The 19,448-nt window shown below is 37.9% G+C and carries 19 protein-coding genes and 2 riboswitches; of the genes, 17 read left to right on the top strand and 2 right to left on the bottom strand.

The genetic code is table 11. The features are described 5' to 3' along the window. Window positions 1-23: 23 nt before the first annotated feature. The 5 genes from SNE38_RS16990 (at window position 24) to SNE38_RS16970 (ending at window position 4,278) form a co-directional block, all read left to right on the top strand. Entirely contained in the window at window positions 24-758 is a 735-nt protein-coding gene (locus SNE38_RS16990) for a GTP cyclohydrolase II (RefSeq protein WP_191703452.1), read from the top strand. Between the two features lie 14 nt (window positions 759-772). Then, window positions 773-1,885: a bifunctional diaminohydroxyphosphoribosylaminopyrimidine deaminase/5-amino-6-(5-phosphoribosylamino)uracil reductase RibD gene (gene ribD, locus SNE38_RS16985; protein ID WP_191703451.1), complete on the top strand. Its 1,113-nt coding sequence runs from the start codon at window positions 773-775 to the stop codon at window positions 1,883-1,885. Continuing rightward, window positions 1,878-2,951, top strand: coding sequence for an FAD-dependent monooxygenase (locus tag SNE38_RS16980; protein ID WP_191703450.1), 1,074 nt, complete (start codon window positions 1,878-1,880; stop codon window positions 2,949-2,951). The genes ribD and SNE38_RS16980 overlap by 8 nt, the downstream gene beginning before the upstream one ends. 9 nt (window positions 2,952-2,960) lie before the next feature. Further along, window positions 2,961-3,533 (top strand): 5' nucleotidase, NT5C type, encoded by a 573-nt coding sequence (locus SNE38_RS16975; protein WP_191703449.1) that lies wholly within the window; start codon window positions 2,961-2,963, stop codon window positions 3,531-3,533. Between the two features lie 148 nt (window positions 3,534-3,681). Further along, window positions 3,682-4,278: a transcriptional regulator gene (locus tag SNE38_RS16970; protein ID WP_191703448.1), complete on the top strand. Its 597-nt coding sequence runs from the start codon at window positions 3,682-3,684 to the stop codon at window positions 4,276-4,278. A gap of 42 nt (window positions 4,279-4,320) precedes the next feature. Here the strand turns inward: SNE38_RS16970 and SNE38_RS16965 are convergent, their stop codons facing one another. Further along, on the bottom strand, window positions 4,321-4,701 hold the full coding sequence (locus SNE38_RS16965) for a nucleotide excision repair endonuclease (protein WP_191703447.1): 381 nt from the start codon (window positions 4,699-4,701) through the stop codon (window positions 4,321-4,323). A gap of 359 nt (window positions 4,702-5,060) precedes the next feature. On the opposite strand from SNE38_RS16965, the gene SNE38_RS16960 reads away from it, so the two are divergent. Both SNE38_RS16960 and SNE38_RS16955 read left to right on the top strand, forming a co-directional pair. Then, window positions 5,061-5,933, top strand: coding sequence for a DMT family transporter (locus SNE38_RS16960; RefSeq protein ID WP_191703446.1), 873 nt, complete (start codon window positions 5,061-5,063; stop codon window positions 5,931-5,933). Between the two features lie 111 nt (window positions 5,934-6,044). Further along, on the top strand, window positions 6,045-6,785 hold the full coding sequence (locus SNE38_RS16955; RefSeq protein ID WP_191703445.1) for an alpha/beta fold hydrolase: 741 nt from the start codon (window positions 6,045-6,047) through the stop codon (window positions 6,783-6,785). A gap of 125 nt (window positions 6,786-6,910) precedes the next feature. On the opposite strand, the gene SNE38_RS16950 is transcribed toward SNE38_RS16955, so the two are convergent. Further along, on the bottom strand, window positions 6,911-7,732 hold the full coding sequence (locus SNE38_RS16950; RefSeq protein ID WP_191703444.1) for a TetR/AcrR family transcriptional regulator: 822 nt from the start codon (window positions 7,730-7,732) through the stop codon (window positions 6,911-6,913). Between the two features lie 93 nt (window positions 7,733-7,825). On the opposite strand from SNE38_RS16950, the gene SNE38_RS16945 reads away from it, so the two are divergent. From SNE38_RS16945 to SNE38_RS16900, 10 genes are all read left to right on the top strand, one after another. Beyond that, window positions 7,826-10,912 carry an efflux RND transporter permease subunit gene (locus tag SNE38_RS16945; protein ID WP_191703443.1) on the top strand — a complete coding sequence of 1,029 codons (3,087 nt, stop codon included), beginning with the start codon at window positions 7,826-7,828 and terminating at the stop codon, window positions 10,910-10,912. Window positions 10,913-11,012: 100 nt separating this feature from the next. Further along, the gene (locus SNE38_RS16940) at window positions 11,013-12,188 is read left to right on the top strand and encodes a M14 family zinc carboxypeptidase (RefSeq protein ID WP_191703442.1); all 1,176 of its coding nucleotides are present in this window, start codon (window positions 11,013-11,015) and stop codon (window positions 12,186-12,188) included. A gap of 67 nt (window positions 12,189-12,255) precedes the next feature. Continuing rightward, window positions 12,256-12,354, top strand: a riboswitch (TPP riboswitch). 53 nt (window positions 12,355-12,407) lie between these two features. Then, window positions 12,408-12,506, top strand: a riboswitch (TPP riboswitch). Window positions 12,507-12,578: 72 nt separating this feature from the next. After that, window positions 12,579-13,271 carry a thiaminase II gene (gene tenA, locus SNE38_RS16935; RefSeq protein WP_191703441.1) on the top strand — a complete coding sequence of 231 codons (693 nt, stop codon included), beginning with the start codon at window positions 12,579-12,581 and terminating at the stop codon, window positions 13,269-13,271. Window positions 13,272-13,294: 23 nt separating this feature from the next. Beyond that, entirely contained in the window at window positions 13,295-13,903 is a 609-nt protein-coding gene (locus SNE38_RS16930; RefSeq protein WP_191703440.1) for a thiamine phosphate synthase, read from the top strand. Continuing rightward, entirely contained in the window at window positions 13,887-14,993 is a 1,107-nt protein-coding gene (gene thiO / locus SNE38_RS16925) for a glycine oxidase ThiO (RefSeq protein WP_191703439.1), read from the top strand. The genes SNE38_RS16930 and thiO overlap by 17 nt, the downstream gene beginning before the upstream one ends. Window positions 14,994-15,000: 7 nt before the next feature. Continuing rightward, window positions 15,001-15,198, top strand: a complete 198-nt coding sequence (thiS, locus tag SNE38_RS16920) for a sulfur carrier protein ThiS (RefSeq protein ID WP_191703438.1) — start codon at window positions 15,001-15,003, stop codon at window positions 15,196-15,198. Between the two features lie 3 nt (window positions 15,199-15,201). After that, window positions 15,202-15,969 (top strand): thiazole synthase, encoded by a 768-nt coding sequence (locus SNE38_RS16915; protein ID WP_191703437.1) that lies wholly within the window; start codon window positions 15,202-15,204, stop codon window positions 15,967-15,969. Beyond that, window positions 15,966-17,003 carry a ThiF family adenylyltransferase gene (locus SNE38_RS16910; protein ID WP_191703436.1) on the top strand — a complete coding sequence of 346 codons (1,038 nt, stop codon included), beginning with the start codon at window positions 15,966-15,968 and terminating at the stop codon, window positions 17,001-17,003. The genes SNE38_RS16915 and SNE38_RS16910 overlap by 4 nt, the downstream gene beginning before the upstream one ends. Window positions 17,004-17,746: 743 nt before the next feature. Beyond that, complete coding sequence (locus SNE38_RS16905; RefSeq protein WP_336046941.1) at window positions 17,747-19,021, top strand: histidine--tRNA ligase; 1,275 nt, start codon at window positions 17,747-17,749, stop codon at window positions 19,019-19,021. A gap of 339 nt (window positions 19,022-19,360) precedes the next feature. Further along, window positions 19,361-19,448, top strand: an 88-nt coding sequence (locus tag SNE38_RS16900) for a cold-shock protein (RefSeq protein WP_336046590.1), incomplete at its 3' end; no start/stop codon positions are given.

Here is a 19,448-nt window from a genome sequence, read left to right as displayed (position 1 = left end):
TAAAGGAAACAAGGTGATAATATATGGAAAATATAATGGCAATTTTAAAAGATAAAATTCAGCTTATCCGTCGAGACGATTTGCAAAATATTGCACTTGTTGGACCGGTAAAGCTACCAATAAAACAAGGTGATTTTGAAGCGACTTTCCAATGGTATTCGTGGACTACTGTCGGGAAGGATTTAACGAAAGAGCAGGTAGTACAGTCAATACCATCGATGAATTTAGCTTTCGGGCAGCAATCATCGGTATTAGTATATGGCGATTTTACACATCATGAGAATGCTTTAATTCGCATGCACAGCATTTGTCATACAGGTGATATTTTCGGGTCACAACGCTGTGATTGCGGCTACCAATTGCATGAATCTATGAAAATGATAGTCGATCATGGCTGTGGAGCAATATTATATTTGGCAGATCATGAAGGGCGCGGCATTGGTTTGTTTTCAAAATCACTCGCGTATTTATTACAAGAGGAAGCATTTGATACAGTAGAGGCAAATCATGCACTAGGCTTTGAAGATGACACTCGTTCATATGACGATGCCATCCGTGTATTACAAGTACTCCGTGCAAAACCAGTGACACTTATTACAAATAACCCGAAAAAGCTGGACGCCTTGCAAAAAAGCGGGCTTCTAGTGGCTGGTCATATACCTTTATGGGGTGGCCTAACCGAAACAAATGAACAGTATTTGCAAACGAAAGTACAAAAGTCTGGACACATGGGTTTAGTTGAAAAGCTAACAGTTTAAGGGGAATGAATTATATGAAAACAGATCAGGACTATATGCAACTGGCACTCCAATTAGCGGCAAGTGCAAAAGGGAATACGAATCCGAATCCACTAGTCGGAGCTGTCATTGTGAAAGATGGTGTCATTGTAGGTACAGGGCTTCATCGAAAAGCAGGAGAGCCACACGCTGAAGTTCATGCAGTGAAAATGGCAGGCGACCATGCAAAAGGAGCTACTATTTATGTGACGTTAGAACCATGTTCCCACTATGGTAAAACACCACCTTGTGCAAATCTAGTAAAAGAAAGTGGAGTTGCCCGTGTTGTTGTTGCCACAGAAGATCCGAACCCTGAAGTAGCAGGACGCGGAATTAAACTTTTACGGGAAGCAGGGATTGAGGTAGAAGTAGGCATTTTACAGCAGGAAGCTCAAAAATTAAATGAACGCTTTATCCATAATATGCTGACAGAGCGGCCGTTTGTTGTGGCAAAATTTGCAATGACTTTGGACGGCAAAATCGCTACATATAATGGACATTCCCAGTGGATTACGAACGAAGAAGCACGTGCTGATGTTCATGAACTGCGACATGAAGTGGATGGGATACTCGTAGGCGTCCAAACCGTGATCAATGATAACCCGAAACTGACAACCCGTCTTGCAGATCGCCAAGGTCGCAATCCAATCCGTGTTGTGTTGGATCGTACATTGAGAACACCTTTGAATGGTCATATAGTCAATACGACCGAAGCACGTACTATTATCGTGACGTCACACGATGCAAACGAAAATGACATTAAGCAATATGAAAAGCAAGGTGTTGAAATTATACAAGTAACGGCAAATTCAACGGGTCTTAATTTGGAGGAAACTTTAAAAGCATTATATAAAAAGGGAATTACGCATTTATTGGTTGAAGGTGGCGGTACTGTAAATGCTTCATTTTTACGGAATAATTTCATCGATCAATTTATTGTCTATATCGCCCCGAAAGTCTTAGGCGGCAAACATTCGATAACACCATTTACCGGAGACGATGTTGAAACAATTGATTTTGCTTCACTCGTTGAGTTTGATGAAGTGACACGAATTGGGGAAGATTTACGCATTATCGCTTATCCTAAAAAGGTGAAGTCCGATGAATAGAAAAGTGGATGTATGCATTGTGGGCGGTGGTCCAGGTGGGACGTTACTTGCAAGCATTTTAGCAGAGCATAATATTTCAGTCCTTTTACTGGAACGTACAAATGGCTTTGCGAAAGCATTTAGGGGAGAGCACTTAAATGAAGAAGGAGAGCAAGTTTTAAAGCAGTATGGATTATTCGAACGGATTGAAGAGCTCGGGTTACTTCGAATGGAAACATTGGAATATTGGATGGATGGGCAAAAATTCAATACAGTTTACCCTGATCCAGCGATTGGACATTTAGGCATTCATGTACCGCAAGCGCACCTTTTACAGGCGATTGTCGAACAAGCTCAAAAATATACTAGTTTTGAATATCTATTAAATACGACGGTTAAAGAGCTTATACAGGATGAACACGGTCATTATACAGCTGTAAAGGCGCTTCAAGACGATCAAGTCATACAAATAGATGCACAGCTTATTATTGGGGCAGATGGACGCCATTCAACAATTCGTAAATTGGCAAATTTGGACGTGACGATTCATAATCATGGCTATGATTTACTATGGGCAAGAATACCGGCACCGGAAAACTGGACTCCGTCAATTAAGATGGCGCTCGTAGATGGCATGCAAATATCGCTTTTTACCCAAACAAACGGTTTTGTACAAATCGGATGGAATATAGAAAAGGGAAGCTATCCGTCTTTACGAACACAGCTATTCCATCCATTTATTGAAAAATTAATAGAAGCATTTCCGCAATTAGCCGATTCAGTCAACGAGCATATACAGTCTTGGCGTGACTTTGTACTGCTTGATGTTTTTAGTACAACAACAGAACAATGGGAAAAAAACGGTGTGATATTGATTGGGGATGCAGTCCATACAATGACCCCAACCGGAGCATTCGGTTTAAACAGTTCACTAATGGATGCTCATATATTAGCGCAATGGGTTCTTCAAAAGAATCCATTTGATTATAGCTGTGCTATCGAACGCCAGAAACAAATTGCAGAAATTCAAGCATTACAAATCGAAAAAGAACAAAAGTTTCAAGATGCTTTTGTTATTTTAAGTTAGGTGAGAAAAATGAAATTTGGTTTTGATATTGATGATACACTAATTGATTTACGTCGACATGCGTTTCATTTATATAATAAGAAGTTAAACAAATCGATTGGTGAGGACCTGTTCGATAAGATTCTGACAGTTGAAATTCATGAAGCATTTGGAATGACGAATGAAGAAGGCAGTAAAATGTGGAATGATTCGATGGAAGATATCTATTTTACAGATTGCCCAAGCTATGAAGGGGCGAAAGAGGTTTTACAAGCCTTAGCAGAAGAAGGGCATGAAATTTACTATATTACATCACGTCCGAAAGGCTATTGTGAACAAACGCGTGAGTGGGTAAAGGCACAAGGATTTCCTGTTGTAAATGAGCGCTTTTTTTGTGGTATGAAAGATCATGAGAAAATTGATATTATAAAAAAATTACAGCTTGATGTCTATGTTGATGATAAGCCGGCCGTTTTAAATACGCTAACAGGGACAAAAACGAAAGTCATCGTTAAAAATCAGTCATATAATCAAGGGATTGAATGTACACGACTATTAAACTGGCGGGAATTTCATGCATTAATCGAGCAATTTTCATCGTAATTGTATAAGGGTGAAACTTAAAAAATCTATCAGAATCCCATATTATCGCTAAATAAAGTTATAATAGTTTGAATTTTTTACTTTCAACTCGTAAAATCTATGGTATTGTTATGAGTATATTGTTAAGGGTTGGGGGATAAATAAAACTATGATTACAGAACAACATTACGAAGCAAGCATAAATTATAATGGGATTATTTTGCTATCGGCCTACTTGCAGCGCCAGTATGTGTACCGTACCATTCAAGTCCGTTTAAATGGTGCGAGTGAAGAGCCTTTAAATAAAGTGAAAAATATGCTTGATCATACAGAGGCTATGCTAAACGTCTTTGAAGAAGCGAAAAGTCTATTGGATGGTCAACGAAATAAATTGAAGTCCTTTGCAGATGAAGTGAGCTTAATGATGCAAAATTATATAAAGGAAAATCCGGATTTTAATGAACGTCTAGCGGTTGTTGGTTCTACACTTTATTCGGAACAATTGATGAATAATGGGATTATTAAACTAGGCTATATTTTCAAGCAAAACATCGGAAAAGATTTCCCGGCTCGAGTTAAATTTTATGAAGAGCGAACAAAGGTTATCGATGTGATGGTTCAATTAGTGTCTGATGGAAAAGAGATTGAGCAAGGTATGCAGGACATTTTAAACAAATGGTATGAAGGCATTGCCAATCAGAAAAAAGGTATTATGGACGATCTATCGAAAATCAATGAAATGCTTGATTATAAAATACCGCGATAAAAAACCTTGCCATTTAAAATAAATGGCAAGGCTTTTTTGAGATTATAGACGTTCGAAGAATACTTTATCGATATTGTATTTAGCTTGGAATTGGTTAATCGCGTATGTTTCGTAAATTTCACGTTCCATTGGATCCTCAATTTCATATACTTCAATTTTATTGATTTCTTCACGATGGTTTTTCATTGGTGATACATTGTCTTCAAAGTGCTTTTTAATGCGTTGACGAATTTTACGTGCTTTCCCAACGAATAAAAGTTCATTTTTCTCATTATAGAAGAAGAAAATTCCGCCTTTATCACGCGTAATTTTGTGGAAATCAATAAAGCCGAAATAAGGTGTAATTTCCACTTCTCCTTGTTTTAAAACTTGCTCACGCTGACGAATTACTAAATCAGGTTTTGGCATTTCAATTTTAATCAATTTGTTCACGTCCCTAAAGTATTATAAAGGCTTATTTTACATGAAATTCACATAAATAGCTATCTATATAGATAATACCCATTTTTTATTGTATAAATCATATAAAAAACATTCATTACTTTACATATTATCCGACACTAAATAGTGAAGATATTAAAGTATCTCTTCGAACAAAATACTTTTAATACATTATCATTTCTCCTTTTTGTTAATAAAAAACCAATTATCAATGCTCTAGTCAAGCAATAAATATGAAATTTATTCAATATTTCCTTATATTTTGGAATTTTCACTTTCTTTTTTATGCAATATTGATTATTGTATATCTAATTGTGTTTAAAGAGAGAGAAGGAATAATTATGCAAAAATATAAAGGCGAACTGTTAATGCTTATTACCGCAGTTATGTGGGGAAGCGGATTTGTTGGAATGGCGAAAGGTTTGGAGCATTGGACCGTATTTCAATTAATGGCGGGACGTTTTTTGTTGGCTTCTATTTTATTAAGTATGATTTTCTATAAAAAAATTCGGTTAATAACGAAAGCCGTCTTGTGGAAGGGCGCAGTGCTGGGAGCTATTTTGTTTACTGCTTTTGCATTACAGACTATGGGATTGGAATATACGACTCCATCCAAAAATGCATTTTTAACGGCGATTAATGTTATTATCGTGCCTATTATCGCCTATGTCATCTACAAAAGACGCATCGATCGCTTTGAATTTATCGCTGCCGGAATTGCGGTTGTCGGGATTGGCTTCTTATCGCTGCAGGATTCATTGATTATTAATGTTGGGGATTTCTTATCGATACTTTGTGCGGTAGGGTTTGCATTTGATATTTTTTATACAAATGTATTTGTAAAGACAGAGGACGCATTGGCTTTAACGATCGTTCAATTTTATACTGCAGCCGTGTTAAGTGTGATCGCTGTCTTAATATTAGGTGAAGTACCGACTAGCTATAGTTCTGAAGGACTTGGGATCATTGTGTATTTAGCCGTTTTTTGTACCGGCGTTGCGTATGTTTGCCAAAATATTGGGATGCAATATGCGAATCCTACAAAATCAGCGATCATTTTATCAACCGAATCATTGTTCGGTACGATGTTCTCTGTACTGATTTTACATGAAATTTTAACGGGACGTATGCTTGTAGGATGTGTGCTTATTTTTATCGCCATTCTTTTTGCCGAAGTGAAACCTACATTTAGACGGAAAAAGTCCTTTATTTAAATAAGTAGAGAGCTGTATTTAAAGTCTTTGAAACTTTAATACAGCTCTTTGTTTATGTTTACGTAAATACGGAAAAAGATAAGAGAAGAAAAAAGGGGAGGACTGATATTAATGTTAAATTATACGCGAAAAGGATCTGGAGAAGTGGTCGTGTTGGTCCACGGCTTCTTAGGTTCAACATCAATTTTTGATAAAATTATCGAACCATTAACAAAGTGCTTCGATGTCATTGCAATTGATTTACCCGGACATGGAAAGAGTGAGGCTCCTGAAGGGGAATACACTGTGTACCAGTATGCAGAAGATATTATCGATATTTTAACGTTAGAAAAAGTTGAAAGGTCATATTGGATTGGCCATTCAATGGGCGGGTACATTACGCTGGCAGCCATCGAAAAGCAATATACGAACATTGAAAAGGCTGTTTTATTGTATTCATCTGATGCACCTGATACCCCAGAAGCGATCGAAAAACGAGCGAAACAACAGGAAGAAATATTATTGCATGGAGTCGGACCGTTTGTAGATGGCATTATCCATAACTTCTTGGCACCAAATGCAGATGCAGAAGATGTACTGTTTGCAAAAGAAGTCGCCTATGAAGCGAATGCGGAAGGACTCGTAACGGCACTTGGTGCAATGAAATCACGTCCAAATCAAAAGGATTTAATGGATACAACATCTACACCAATTTTAGTCATTGAAGGTGAACAGGACAAAGCTGTTACACCAATTGTGACATCAAACCCTCATGTTAAAAAAGTGAAAACAAATACAGGGCATCTCGGTATGCTGGAAGATTCCAAATCCGTAACCCGCGAAATATTAAATTTCTTGAATGAAGAAAATTAATAGATGTAGCATGTCCTTGGAGAACAACGGCTACGAGGAAGAAACCAAAAATAAAGCAGTTCAAACTTTACTCATCGTAAAATTTGAACTGCTTTTGTTTTGAGAAGGGTTTAGTCATAGCCTTTTTAATTGAAACGATCTTTTAAATATATTGTAATCCAATTAAAATTCTCGTTTTTTTCTAAATTGGAAATAAGACCAACGATGATGGCAGGTCTTGGCATTTCCATCATTAGCTCTTCCTTCAGCAATTGGATGGATTCCAGCTCTAGCCGATCATTTGTTTGTTGCTGTAAATAATCCAATTCCTCAACGATATGTTCAATTGAATAGTTCTTTATCCGACTGTAAAGCTGTGATGAATCCTGTAAAAAAACAATTTCACTTTTCGTAGCTAATAGCGTCGTTTTCTCTACGAGTGAATCAGCAAGTTTTATGACATCGAACGGTTTGCACGATTCGAAGAAATTTTGTAAATACGCCTGTACCATCCCGTTAACAACGAGCACTAAATCGTATTGCTTCCCTTCAATCTGATCTCCAAATACTTCGAATAATAACTTCTCCAAACTTTTCTTGGCCAAATCAACATAATATTGAATTCGTTCAATCAACGTCTCATTAATCGCAGAAACCTTTTCCTTCATCAATATTTCCGCAAAGCCTGTATATTGTGACATAACTTTAAATGTATGAACAAAATAAATGTGGAGCTTTTCTGATGGTGTGGAGCCTTCTTTGACTGCTCGGTCAACTTCTCTTATTATATTGTTCATAAAATGTTCAATTATTGAATAAATAAGTTCATCTTTTGATTTAAATGAAAGATAGAAAGCACCTTTAGAAATGCCGCAGTGATCAGTGATTTGTTGAACTGACGTAGCTTCTATCCCTTTTTCTGCAAAAAGCTGTAGGGCAGAATCCATTATTAATTGTTTTCTTGTCATAATAATTTTGAGCCCCTTTCAATTGACACGTGACCGGCTAGTCATTATTATAGAATGGTGGTTACATATAGTCAAGAAAGGTAAGGTGGAACCGTGAAAGGCTTAGTAAATTTCGTATTGAAAAATAAGCTTGCCGTATGGTTACTAACAATCATAATCGTGTTCTCAGGTATTTATTCATCTACACGTATGAAAATGGAATCGATTCCAGACATATCGATCCCGTTCTTAATCGTTATGGGTGTTTATCCTGGTGCAACACCAGAGCAAGTAATGGATGACCTTTCAATTCCTTATGAAAAGGCAGTTGAAAGTTTAGAAGATGTTAAGGCTGTATACTCTACATCGAGTTCGAATGTTTCACAAGTTCAAGTGGAATATGAATATGGCGTAGATATGGATGAAAAGAAACGTCAATTAGAAGCTGCTTTAGATGATATTGCACTTCCTGAAGGTGCTCAAGAGCCTTCTATTATGGCAATCAGTATGAATATGATGCCAGTTATTGCGTTATCAGTAAGTAGTTCAGATGAGGATATTGTCGAATTAACATCTACAGTAGAACAAATTATCCTTCCAAAGTTAAACAAAATTGACGGTGTAGCATCAGCTACGGTTACTGGTCAGCATTTGGAAGAAGTAGCTTTCACATATGATGAAGCAAAAATGAATGAATTAGGCCTAACAGAAGATTCCGTTAAGCAAATGATTCAAGCAAGCGACTTAGCTGTTTCTTTAGGTTTATATAAATTTGAAGAGGGCGAGCAGGCTGTTGCAGTTGATGGTAAGTTCAAAACAGTGGAAGATTTAAAAGAAATGTTAATCCCTGTTACACCATCTGAAACAAATCCAGTACCGTTTGTGAAGCTAGGCGATATTGCTGAGATTGAAAAGGTTGGTAAAGTTCAATCAGTTTCTCGTACAAATGGTAAAGATGCTATTGCCATTCAAGTTATTAAAGGTCAGGATGCAAATACAGTAACAGTTGTAAATGCAGTAAAAGAATTAATTGAAGAAGAGCAGGAGTTAATTTCCGGTCTTCAAATCGATATTTCTTTAGACCAAGGTAAGCCGATTGAAGACTCTGTTTTCACAATGGTTGAAAAGGCAGTATTCGGGGGATTAATTGCGATTTTAATTATCCTATTATTCCTACGTGACTTTAAATCAACAATCATTTCGATTATTTCGATTCCAGTTTCAGTATTTATGGCATTAATGCTATTGCACTGGATGGATATTACATTAAATATTATGACGTTAGGTGCCATTACCGTTGCAATCGGTCGTGTAATTGATGACTCGATTGTAGTAGTGGAAAACATATACCGTCGAATGCACTTAAAAGAAGAAAAATTACAAGGCCGTGCATTAATTCGTGAAGCAACGATTGAAATGTTTAAGCCAATTATGTCTTCAACATTAGTAACAATTGCGGTATTCGCACCATTAGTATTTGTAGGTGGTATGGTTGGAGAATTATTCGTACCATTCGCTCTTACAATGTCATTTGCATTAATCGCTTCATTAATCGTTGCGGTTACAATTGTACCAGCACTTTCTCATACATTATTCCGTAAGAAAATTTACGGTGAAAAATCAGAAAGTCAACATAAAGAAGTTGGTAAATTAGCATTAACTTACCGTGGATTCTTAGAAAAATGTTTAAATCACAAATGGATTACTTCTATTATTGCGATTGTAATGTTAGTAGGTTCATTAGCGTTAACGCCATTAATCGGCTTCAGCTTCATGGGTTCTCAAGAAGAGAAGGTAATGTATTTAACATATACACCTAAAACGGGTGAGTTAATGGAAGATACATTAGCTAACATTGAAGAAGTTGAACAAGAATTAATTAAGCGTAAAGATATCGATATTTTACAATTATCGGTGAATACTGAACCTTCAACAGATGCAGCCTCAATGATGACTGGCGGCGGTGCTGGCGGTGGTTTAATTTATGCGATTTTCGATCCGGATATGGATGATTTCCCTGGAGCGAAAAAAGAAGTAGAAGACTATATCTTCAACGTTGGCCAATCAGGTGAATGGAAAACACAAAACTTCGCGATGGGTATGTCATCGAATGAAGTAAGCTATACGTTATACAGTGAAGACTTAGATAAGTTAAACGAAGCTGTAGCTCAAGTGGAAGAAGTATTAGTGGATATCGACGGACTAGATGAAGTTGAATCAAATGCTTCTGAGCCTTATGTAGAAAATGTCATCAAAGTAGATCAACAAAACGTATTACAATACGGTTTAACTACTGGACAAATTTTAATGGCTTTACAAACAAATACAGCAAAAGAAGTATTAACAACTGTTGAGAGTGATGGTAGTGATATTAATGTTGTTGTACAACGTGAAGCAAGATCTGCAGCTGCTGACATTGATGAACTATTGGAAACACCAATTCAAACTGCAACAGGTCAAACAATGAAACTTGGTGACATTGTTGAACTTGAAGAAGGTACTACATTAAATTCTTTATCTCGTCAAAAAGGCGAATACTTTGCGACAGTATCTGCAACGATTACAGATAAAGATATTTCGAAGGCTACATCTGCAGCAGACGAAAAGATTGCTGATTTAGAATTACCTAAAGGTGTTACGACTGGTGTAGGTGGTGTTGCGGCTGATATGACTGAAACATTCACTCAATTAGGGGTAGCGATGATTGCAGCAATTGCCATTGTATACTTCATCTTAGTTGTAACATTCGGTGAAGGTTTGGCACCATTTGCGATTTTATTCTCATTACCATTTACTGTGATCGGTTCATGGATTGGGCTATTCGCGACAGGCCAAACAATTTCTGTATCGGTTATGATGGGATTACTGATGTTAATCGGTATTGTTGTCACGAACGCTATCGTACTTGTTGACCGTATTATCCGTATGGAACATGAAGGTATGAATATGCGTGAAGCAATATTGGAAGCTGGGGCAACCCGTTTACGACCAATTTTAATGACCGCGATTGCAACAATTGGTGCGATGTTACCAATGGCATTCGGTGGTGCTGGTGGCGGACTAATATCTCAGGACTTAGCCGTAACAGTAATTGGTGGTTTATTATCATCAACAGTATTAACATTAGTCATCGTTCCGATTGTATATGAAGTATTATCGAAAATGCTGAAGAAAAATCGTAAAGATGTAAAAGACAATTAATATGGGCGGCCTGTAGGAATAATATTCTTACAGGCTGTTTTTTATTGTACAGTTAAGGGTAAAGAAGTTAAGTTTTAAAGACCTAAGCGGGAGGGATTTCATGAGAAAAATATTGCTTTTTAGTTTTATATTTTTTGCAACAGCCATTTTTCATCCAATGACTACAAATGCTGCTACAGAAAAGATTGACCTTGGTAAGTACCCAGTACAAGTAATCGCAAAAAAGGATACGGAACTAAAGGATAAGAATGGGGCTGTTTTAAAAAGAGTAGCAAAAGGGGAAAAGCTTTTATTAACCGGGATACAAGGGAAGCAAGGTATCGTAAGAAATTCTTCTAAAACAGCTTTCCTTACTTTAACTGATGTTCACTATGCTCAATTAGTTGACGGTTCAAAAATGTTAACATTTGATGAAATAGCCTCTAAGTTAAAAATGATTTCCCTGATGTATCCTTCACTTACGCAATTACAGGAAATTGGACAATCTGTTGAAGGGCGCTCTATCTATTCAATAAAGCTCGGAACTGGTAAAAAGGAAGTTTTATTTGATGCGGCATTTCATGGCCGGGAACATATGACGACGAATGTGCTGATGGAAATGATTGATACATATTTAAAGGCCTACGTGAATGGCACGAAGATAGAAAAATATGATGTGAAAACGATATTAAGTGAGGTAAGTATTGTGTTTGTACCAATGGTTAACCCAGATGGTGTAACACTTTCACAAGGTGGAAAAGTGAAAACATCTATGGCCAAGTTGAGAGCGATGAATGGGAGCTCCAATTTTAATCGTTGGAAAGCAAATATAAATGGTGTCGATTTAAACCGTCAATTCAATGTGAACTGGCAATTAATTAAAATGACAAAGCCTTCGTATAAAGAATATAAAGGAAAAGCGCCGAATACAGAGCCTGAAGCACTTGCAATGAAAAGACTGATTGATCGCGGCAATCACTTAGCCTATGTATCTTATCATTCATCCGGTCAAATTATATATTGGAGTCGAGCGAAGAACCAATTTGAACGTACGAAAAAGCTAGTAAAGGGAGTTTCTTCAATTACAGGCTATAAAATGATGCCTGTAACAACAAAAAACGAACCAATTGCAGCTTCTGAGGACTACTTCACAAAAGTTAAAGACCGACCTGCGATGACGGTTGAAATAGCACCATATGCCGGTGAAGCTTCGGTACCACTGAAACGCTGGAACAATGTTTGGAAGCAAAATAAAACTGTCGCACTATACGTAGCGAATGAAGCGAGAAAATGGTAGGTAGTAGGAAATAATTTAAAATACCATTGCATTTATTCAGAATTATCAGTAGACTAGTAGTAATTAAATGAATTTGCAGGGGGACACGTAAGTGTTGAGAAGGTAAAACCTGACCCTTAGAACCTGTTCCGTTAACACGGGCGTAGGGAGCAAAATGTACAAGCTAATAATCGTACGTGGCGCTCTCCATCTTTTTGGAGAGCTTTTCTTTTGCAAATTTTTTAATTGCGGGGGGACACAATTGTGTTGAGAAGGTTAAAACCTGACCCTTAGAACCTGACAGTTAATACTGGCGTAGGGAGCAATAAGTGCGTACATATGCACTTTTTTAGGCATCTCTACTTTTCGTAGAGGTGCCTTTTTTGCTTACGCCTCCAAGGAGGAATTAGGATGGATTTTTGTGGAGAAGTAAGAAAGCAAACGGAATATTATTGGGAGGCCAGTTTGAAGCATCCATTTGTACAAGGTATTGCTGATGGAACATTGGAGCTGGAAAAGTTTAAATTTTATATGCTGCAGGACTCATATTATTTAAAGCATTATATGAAACTACTTGCGATGCTGGCGGCAAAAGCTAATGAGGATGAGGATGTAGCTTATTTCCTGGAAACCGCGAACTTTATCCGGGAAGCAGAGTTAGAGCTACACCGTTCGACTTTTAATGAGTTGCAGGTTACGCCTGAAGAAATCAGTAATTTTGAACCAGCACCTGCAGCGTACAATTATGTCAGTCACATGTATCAAGCATTTTATACAGGGATGATTGCCGACGCATACGCTGCGATACTACCTTGCCCGTGGTTATATCAGGAAATCGGAGCCGCATTACGAAAAGCAACACCGGGTGTTAAGTTGTATCAGCAGTGGATTGATTTATATGCCTCCGCTGAGATGGAACAAACAATTGAAAAACAAAAGGAAATGATGAATCGATTTGCACAGATGCCAGGAAATGATGAACGTGAATTGACAGCCCATTTCAAGCGCAGTTGCTATTATGAGTGGCAGTTTTGGGAAATGTCCTGGACTTGTCAGGATTGGCAACAGGAAGTGTATAGGAATGAGCATGTTACGAACTTGTAAACATCCTGGAGGGGCGTAGTTATATGAAGTTAATGGCAGTAACAGATGATAGTCAGCCAATTTTAGTATTAGCACAAAAAATCATTCAAATTCAGCAAATCGTGGATTATATCCAAATACGTGAAAAAACAAAAACAGCAAAAGAAGTGGTGACTTTACTGGAATATTTGGATAAGGGAGCTGTCCCGAAAGACAAAATCATCGTAAATAGTCATTTGGATATTGCCTTGAGCAACGGTATTCAAACGATTCATTTACCGGAGAGAGGCTTATCGGGACAACAGGTTAAAGATCAATATCCACAACTTCGAATAGGTAGATCGATTCATGATTATGTGGGCGCCATGGAGGCAGAGCGGCAAGGGGCTGATTATGTTCTTTATGGACATTGCTTTGAAACAAACAGTAAAAAAGGAAAGGTTCCAAACGGTCTTTCTCCCATACATGAAATGAAAAAGAACTTAAAAATTCCCGTCTTCGCGATTGGTGGGATTCATGTGGATCGAGTACAGGCACTCCTAGATGTTAAGGCAGATGGGATAGCGGTTATGTCCGGTATTTTTTCGGCAACGCATCCATTTGCAGCAGCACACCAATATAGGGAGGCCATTAAAGATGCAATCAAGCTATGACGTAGTCGTAATTGGCGGAGGGATTATTGGAAGTGCGATTGCCTATTATTTAGCAAAGGATCAAGTCGAGGTAGCCGTCCTTGAGGAAAGTCGAATTGGTCTAAAAGCGACAAGTGCAGCGGCGGGTATGCTTGGTGCACATTCGGAATATGAGGGCGATGGAAAGGACTTCTTCACTTTTGCGAGATACAGTCAGGCGCTCTATTCGAAGATACAGGATGAACTATACGGGCTAAGTGGCATTGATATTGGCTGCAAAAAGGGAGGGATTTTAAAGCTGGCCTTTTCTGAACGTGACAAGAAAGAATTAGGGACAATACTCGCACTGCCTACTGTGACATGGCTTGAAGCAAATGAAGTAAAAAATCTAGAACCCGATGTTTCCCCGCATATAATAGGGGCTGCCTATATTGAAGAGGATACTAGTGTACTGCCGTATCGTGTATGCCAGGCTTTTTTTAAAGGGGCACAAGTTTACGGTGCATCCATTTTTGAGCATACAAAGGTGTTAAAGATTCAAAAGCAGCAGGATACTTTTCAAATAGATACAACACTAGGAATGATCAAAGCAAAACGAGTTGTCATTGCTACGGGTGCTTGGAGTAATCCCTTTTTTCAGCAGCTAGGTATAGAGCAGCAAATAACACCGGTCAAAGGGGAATGTATTGCTGTTGAAGGGAGAAGCACTTTATTAAAACATACTATTTTTCATGATAAATACTATATCGTTCCTAGAAATAATGGGGAGCTAGTTATTGGCGCTACTATGAAGGGAAATGATTGGTCAGAACACGTAAGCCTGGATGGCATGGAAACATTAATTCAAAAAGCGAAGGAACTCTTTCCTGCAGTTGGTCAGATGAAGATTAATGCTGCCTGGTCAGGATTGCGTCCACAAACATTCGATCAAAAACCGTTTATAGGCTTTCATCCACATGATGATGCGATATTATTTGCAACAGGACATTATAGAAACGGGATTTTATTAGCACCAGCAACAGGTGAGATGATTGCGAGCTTCATATTAAAAAAAGCTGTAAAAAAAGAATGGGTCGAGGCTTTTCAAATGAATCGACCGAACAGGAGATGAGTAAGCGATGTCTATTACAGTGAATGGGAGAAAGCAACTCGAGCTTTTTCAAAATGTTCAGCAATTACTGAAACATTATGGCTTAGAAAATCGCATTGTTGTCGTAGAGGTTAATCAGGAAATTGTTATGAAAGAAAACTATGAAATGACGAGCTTATCAAAAGGTGATGTGGTAGAGATTGTTCATTTTGTTGGAGGAGGATGAAATATGTTAAAAATTGCAGATCGCACGTTTCAATCCAGATTGCTGTTAGGGACAGGGAAATATCCGTCGTTTGAGGTGCAGAAAAAAGCAGTAGAAGTATCACAGGCAGAAATTTTAACGTTTGCCGTAAGAAGAATGAATATTTTTTCAGAAGAGCAGCCTAACTTTTTGGAGCAGCTCGATCTGACGAAATATACGCTGCTGCCTAATACAGCAGGGGCAAAAAATGCTGAGGAAGCAGTTCGTATTGCTAAACTCGCTAGGGCATCCGGATTGTGTGACATGATAAAAGTCGAAGTCATTGGAGACTGGCATACATTACTGCCGGATCCCCTTGAAACTTTAAAGGCGTCAGAAATGCTGTTAGAAGAAGGATTTATCGTTTTACCGTATACATCGGATGACGTCGTTCTAGCAAAACGCCTTGAAAGCTTGGGTGTTCATGCGATTATGCCAGGTGCTTCACCAATCGGCTCAGGCAAAGGTATTATAAATCCAATGAATTTAAAGTTTATTATAGAGCAGTCAACTATTCCGATTATTGTAGATGCAGGAATTGGCTCTCCTAAAGATGCTGCCTATGCGATGGAGTTAGGGGCAGATGCGGTATTACTGAATACAGCTGTAGCTGGAGCAAAGGATCCTGTAAGAATGGCTGAGGCAATGAAGCTCGCAATAGATGCTGGCAGATTAGGCTTTGAGGCAGGCAGAATAGAAGAAAAAGAGTATGCAACTCCGAGCAGCCCGACAGCAGGAATGGTGACGCCTTGAACAATCGTTATGCAAGACAATCCTTATTTTTAGGGCAAAACACGCAACAGCGTATCCAGCAGGCAAAAGTCTTAATTATTGGGGTAGGGGCACTTGGTTCAGCGAGTTCTGAAATGCTGGCGAGAGCAGGAATTGGGCATTTGACGATTGTTGATAGAGACTATGTTGAATGGAGCAATTTGCAACGCCAGCAGCTCTACGTCGAGACGGATGTCCATCACAAATTACCAAAGGCTATCGCTGCTAAACAAAGGCTGGAGCAAATAAACAGTGAAATTATTGTTGAAGGTATTGTGAAGGATGTGCACGGACTAAATATAGAAACGTTAATGCAAGGACATATGATTGTTGTCGATGCAACGGATAATTTTGAAACAAGCTTAATCATTAATGATGCGGCAAATAAGAAAGGGATTCCGTATATATTTGGTGCCTGTGTCGGGAGCTATGGTCTCACATTACCTATCGTCCCAGGAGAAACCCCATGCTTACATTGTTTGCTGCATCATTTACCAATGGACACGATGACCTGTGATACAGTCGGTGTCATTAGCCCAATTGTTCAAGTTACGGCTGCGTACCAAGTAACATCCGTAATGAAATGGCTTTCAGGGATTCCATTGGAACCAATTGTTCAATCGGTCGATCTATGGAAGGAAGAGCAGGCAAAAATTCATGTATCGAAGCTTAAAAATCCACATTGCCTTACTTGCGGAGAACAACCAATTTACCCTTTTCTACAATTAAATCAGCAAATGAAGGTAGGGGTGCTTTGCGGGAGGGATGCCGTTCAGCTAAGACCTGGCCAATCTTATAAGTATTCGTTAGAACAAATTGCAGAAAACATAAGTAAGCAAGTGAAACATCTAATAGTAAATCCATATTTACTATCATGTCAGTTTGAGACATACCGCATCGTTTTCTTTGAAGATGGTCGCGCCATTATACATGGTGTTTCAGATCCGATGTTAGCAAGAGTTGTTTATAACCAATTTATACAAATAGGCGGAAGCGGTCAAAGAGTGCAAGTGTAAATATTTAAAATGAAATGTGGTGAACAAAAGGGTACGAAACATAAAATCGTACCCTTATCCTATTTGGTCTGATCAATTGCCCTCCTAAAATAAGGGGAGCTTTTACCGTTATTTGAATGATGTAGCTCATTTTAGGATAAATAAGGGAACGTTTTACCGTTATTTTCAATAAAATCATGAAACTTCATACTTTTTAGGTCAATAACGGAAATCTCTTCCCTTATTTTCACTATTTTTTATGTTATTTTAGAAATAACGGAAATTCATTCCTCTATTTATCTCGTTACGCAATTCAATTTACAAAAGCTTTGGAGCCACGCCGCCGCCCGGAAAGCCTGCCTCGGAATGGATTACAACGGACGACAGCTTCAAAAACACTTGCTTCAACGCCTTTTCCCGTAGCGCAGCAGAACGGACTTCATTAGAAAATCTTATTTTCAATTTTGTCTTCCCTAACTTATTGTTATTAAATGTAATATTTCCACAAAAGATATTAGTTATTGCAAATGGAAATAAGTTCCTGTATAGTAATGGACAACTTTAGAAGGAGGAATGTTTATGCTGAAATTGAAGGCATCCATATTTTCTACAACACATCATCATACAAAGTAGTCTTGCTATCTTTATTAATTTATTAATATTGAATAGGAAGACTATTTTTCGTGGAATCGTATACATAAAGCCGTTTTAGGAGCTTTATATAGACGATTTTTTTTATTGCCAAAAATAAAGGAGGAATCACTATGAAAAAAATGGATTATCAAAATGTACGAGGTACACAGGATTTTTTACCAGAGCAAGAGGTAGTACGACGTAAAATTCGCCGTACGTTGGAGGATACTTTTATTTTATATGGCTGTAAACCAATAGAAACTCCGATGATTAATTATACCGATTTAATGGCATCCAAATATGGAGGTGGGGCAGAAATTTTGCAGGAAATGTACACATTAACAGATCGTGGCGAACGTGAATTGGCACTTCGTTATGATTTAACCATTCCATTCGCAAAAGTGGTAGCGATGAATCCAGGGCTTGCGATGCCATTTAAGCGTTATGAAATCGGGAAAGTGTTTCGTGATGGTCCGATTAAAGCTGGACGATTCCGTGAGTTTACACAATGTGATGTCGATATCGTCGGTGTAAAGTCACAAGCTGCGGAAGCTGAACTGATGATGATGGCAGTCAATGCTTTTGAAAAATTAGACGTAAACATCTTTATTCAATATAATAACCGCAAGCTTTTGTACGGGTTACTGCAAGTGCTTGAAGTGGATGAACAAAAAATGAATCGGGTTATTTTAGTTTTAGACAAGATGGAAAAAATCGACCGTATGACATTAGCGAAGGAATTAACGGAGTTGGGGATAAGTCAAAAGTCGCTAAAAAATATAGAAAGCTTTTTAGACGCAGCACCGACACTTTCGTATTTTGAAACATTTCAAGACGAAAACAACTTCATAAAGCAAGGTGTAGCTGAAGTACATGAATTAATGGATTATTTAAACGCGCTTAATATTGCTCAAACCTGTATTTTCAATCCGTTTTTAGCACGAGGTCTGGAAATTTATACAGGAACTATTTATGAAATCTTCTTAGCAGACGGTGTAATTAAATCAAGTATTGGCAGTGGCGGTCGCTATGATAATGCGATTGGTGGACTGATTGGCACAGATGAGGAATTTGCAACGGTTGGTATTTCATTCGGCCTTGATGTTATTTATACAGCGCTTGAATTAGCTGGTAAAATTGAAGGAAAGCCTACAGAGATCGATATTTATATTATTCCCATTGGTACAGAAAAGCAGGCACTACAACTTGCATCAAGCTTACGCAAAGAAGGTAATCGGGTTGAAGTAGAACTCGGTGGCAAAAAGGTACGTAAGGCAATGGAAAAGGCTAATCGTGAAAATGTATCAAAGATTATTGTGCTGGGGGAAGATGAAATAGCTAAAGGGAAGTATGGATTGAGGGATATGAAGACAGGGGATATTGAAGAAAAATCATTGACGTACTAAATAAGAAGTAGGAAATTACATCACCTTCGATCCTTAGTTAGTATTAATAAGAGGTGATGTAATTTCTACTGCATAATGTTAGAGTAATACGTTCCTTACTAAATGGACCGGATAGGGAAGGTTTAATTAAATGCGCAATAAAGAGTGTAGTAGGCTATGCACTAGACAAATTCATTTTTATGGTATATACTAGGTTTAATAAGAGTTACACAAGACAACAATAAATTCACCTATTACAAAAAGTATTTGGATTTTGTTTGGTACTTTTTGTAATATGTGAATTTTTTTCTTTTTAAGGAAATTGTCATCTTATTAATACGAATAATGGAGGTCATTTAAATGACACAAGGTACAGTAAAATGGTTTAACGCAGAAAAAGGTTTTGGATTTATCGAAGTTGAAGGCGGAAACGACGTATTCGCTCACT

It is taken from the genome of Solibacillus ferritrahens, assembly GCF_037027585.1.
GTDB lineage: Bacteria > Bacillota > Bacilli > Bacillales_A > Planococcaceae > Solibacillus > Solibacillus ferritrahens.
This window is presented reverse-complemented; position numbering and strand designations above follow the sequence as displayed.

Coding starts and splice junctions, on each gene's coding strand:
- SNE38_RS16990 (WP_191703452.1), top strand. CDS start 24: ATGGAAAATATAATGGCAATTTTAAAAGATAAAATTCAGCTTATCCGT.
- ribD (WP_191703451.1), top strand. CDS start 773: ATGAAAACAGATCAGGACTATATGCAACTGGCACTCCAATTAGCGGCA.
- SNE38_RS16980 (WP_191703450.1), top strand. CDS start 1,878: ATGAATAGAAAAGTGGATGTATGCATTGTGGGCGGTGGTCCAGGTGGG.
- SNE38_RS16975 (WP_191703449.1), top strand. CDS start 2,961: ATGAAATTTGGTTTTGATATTGATGATACACTAATTGATTTACGTCGA.
- SNE38_RS16970 (WP_191703448.1), top strand. CDS start 3,682: ATGATTACAGAACAACATTACGAAGCAAGCATAAATTATAATGGGATT.
- SNE38_RS16960 (WP_191703446.1), top strand. CDS start 5,061: ATGCAAAAATATAAAGGCGAACTGTTAATGCTTATTACCGCAGTTATG.
- SNE38_RS16955 (WP_191703445.1), top strand. CDS start 6,045: ATGTTAAATTATACGCGAAAAGGATCTGGAGAAGTGGTCGTGTTGGTC.
- SNE38_RS16950 (WP_191703444.1), bottom strand. CDS start 7,732: ATGACAAGAAAACAATTAATAATGGATTCTGCCCTACAGCTTTTTGCA.
- SNE38_RS16940 (WP_191703442.1), top strand. CDS start 11,013: ATGAGAAAAATATTGCTTTTTAGTTTTATATTTTTTGCAACAGCCATT.
- tenA (WP_191703441.1), top strand. CDS start 12,579: ATGGATTTTTGTGGAGAAGTAAGAAAGCAAACGGAATATTATTGGGAG.
- SNE38_RS16930 (WP_191703440.1), top strand. CDS start 13,295: ATGAAGTTAATGGCAGTAACAGATGATAGTCAGCCAATTTTAGTATTA.
- thiO (WP_191703439.1), top strand. CDS start 13,887: ATGCAATCAAGCTATGACGTAGTCGTAATTGGCGGAGGGATTATTGGA.
- thiS (WP_191703438.1), top strand. CDS start 15,001: ATGTCTATTACAGTGAATGGGAGAAAGCAACTCGAGCTTTTTCAAAAT.
- SNE38_RS16915 (WP_191703437.1), top strand. CDS start 15,202: ATGTTAAAAATTGCAGATCGCACGTTTCAATCCAGATTGCTGTTAGGG.
- SNE38_RS16905 (WP_336046941.1), top strand. CDS start 17,747: ATGAAAAAAATGGATTATCAAAATGTACGAGGTACACAGGATTTTTTA.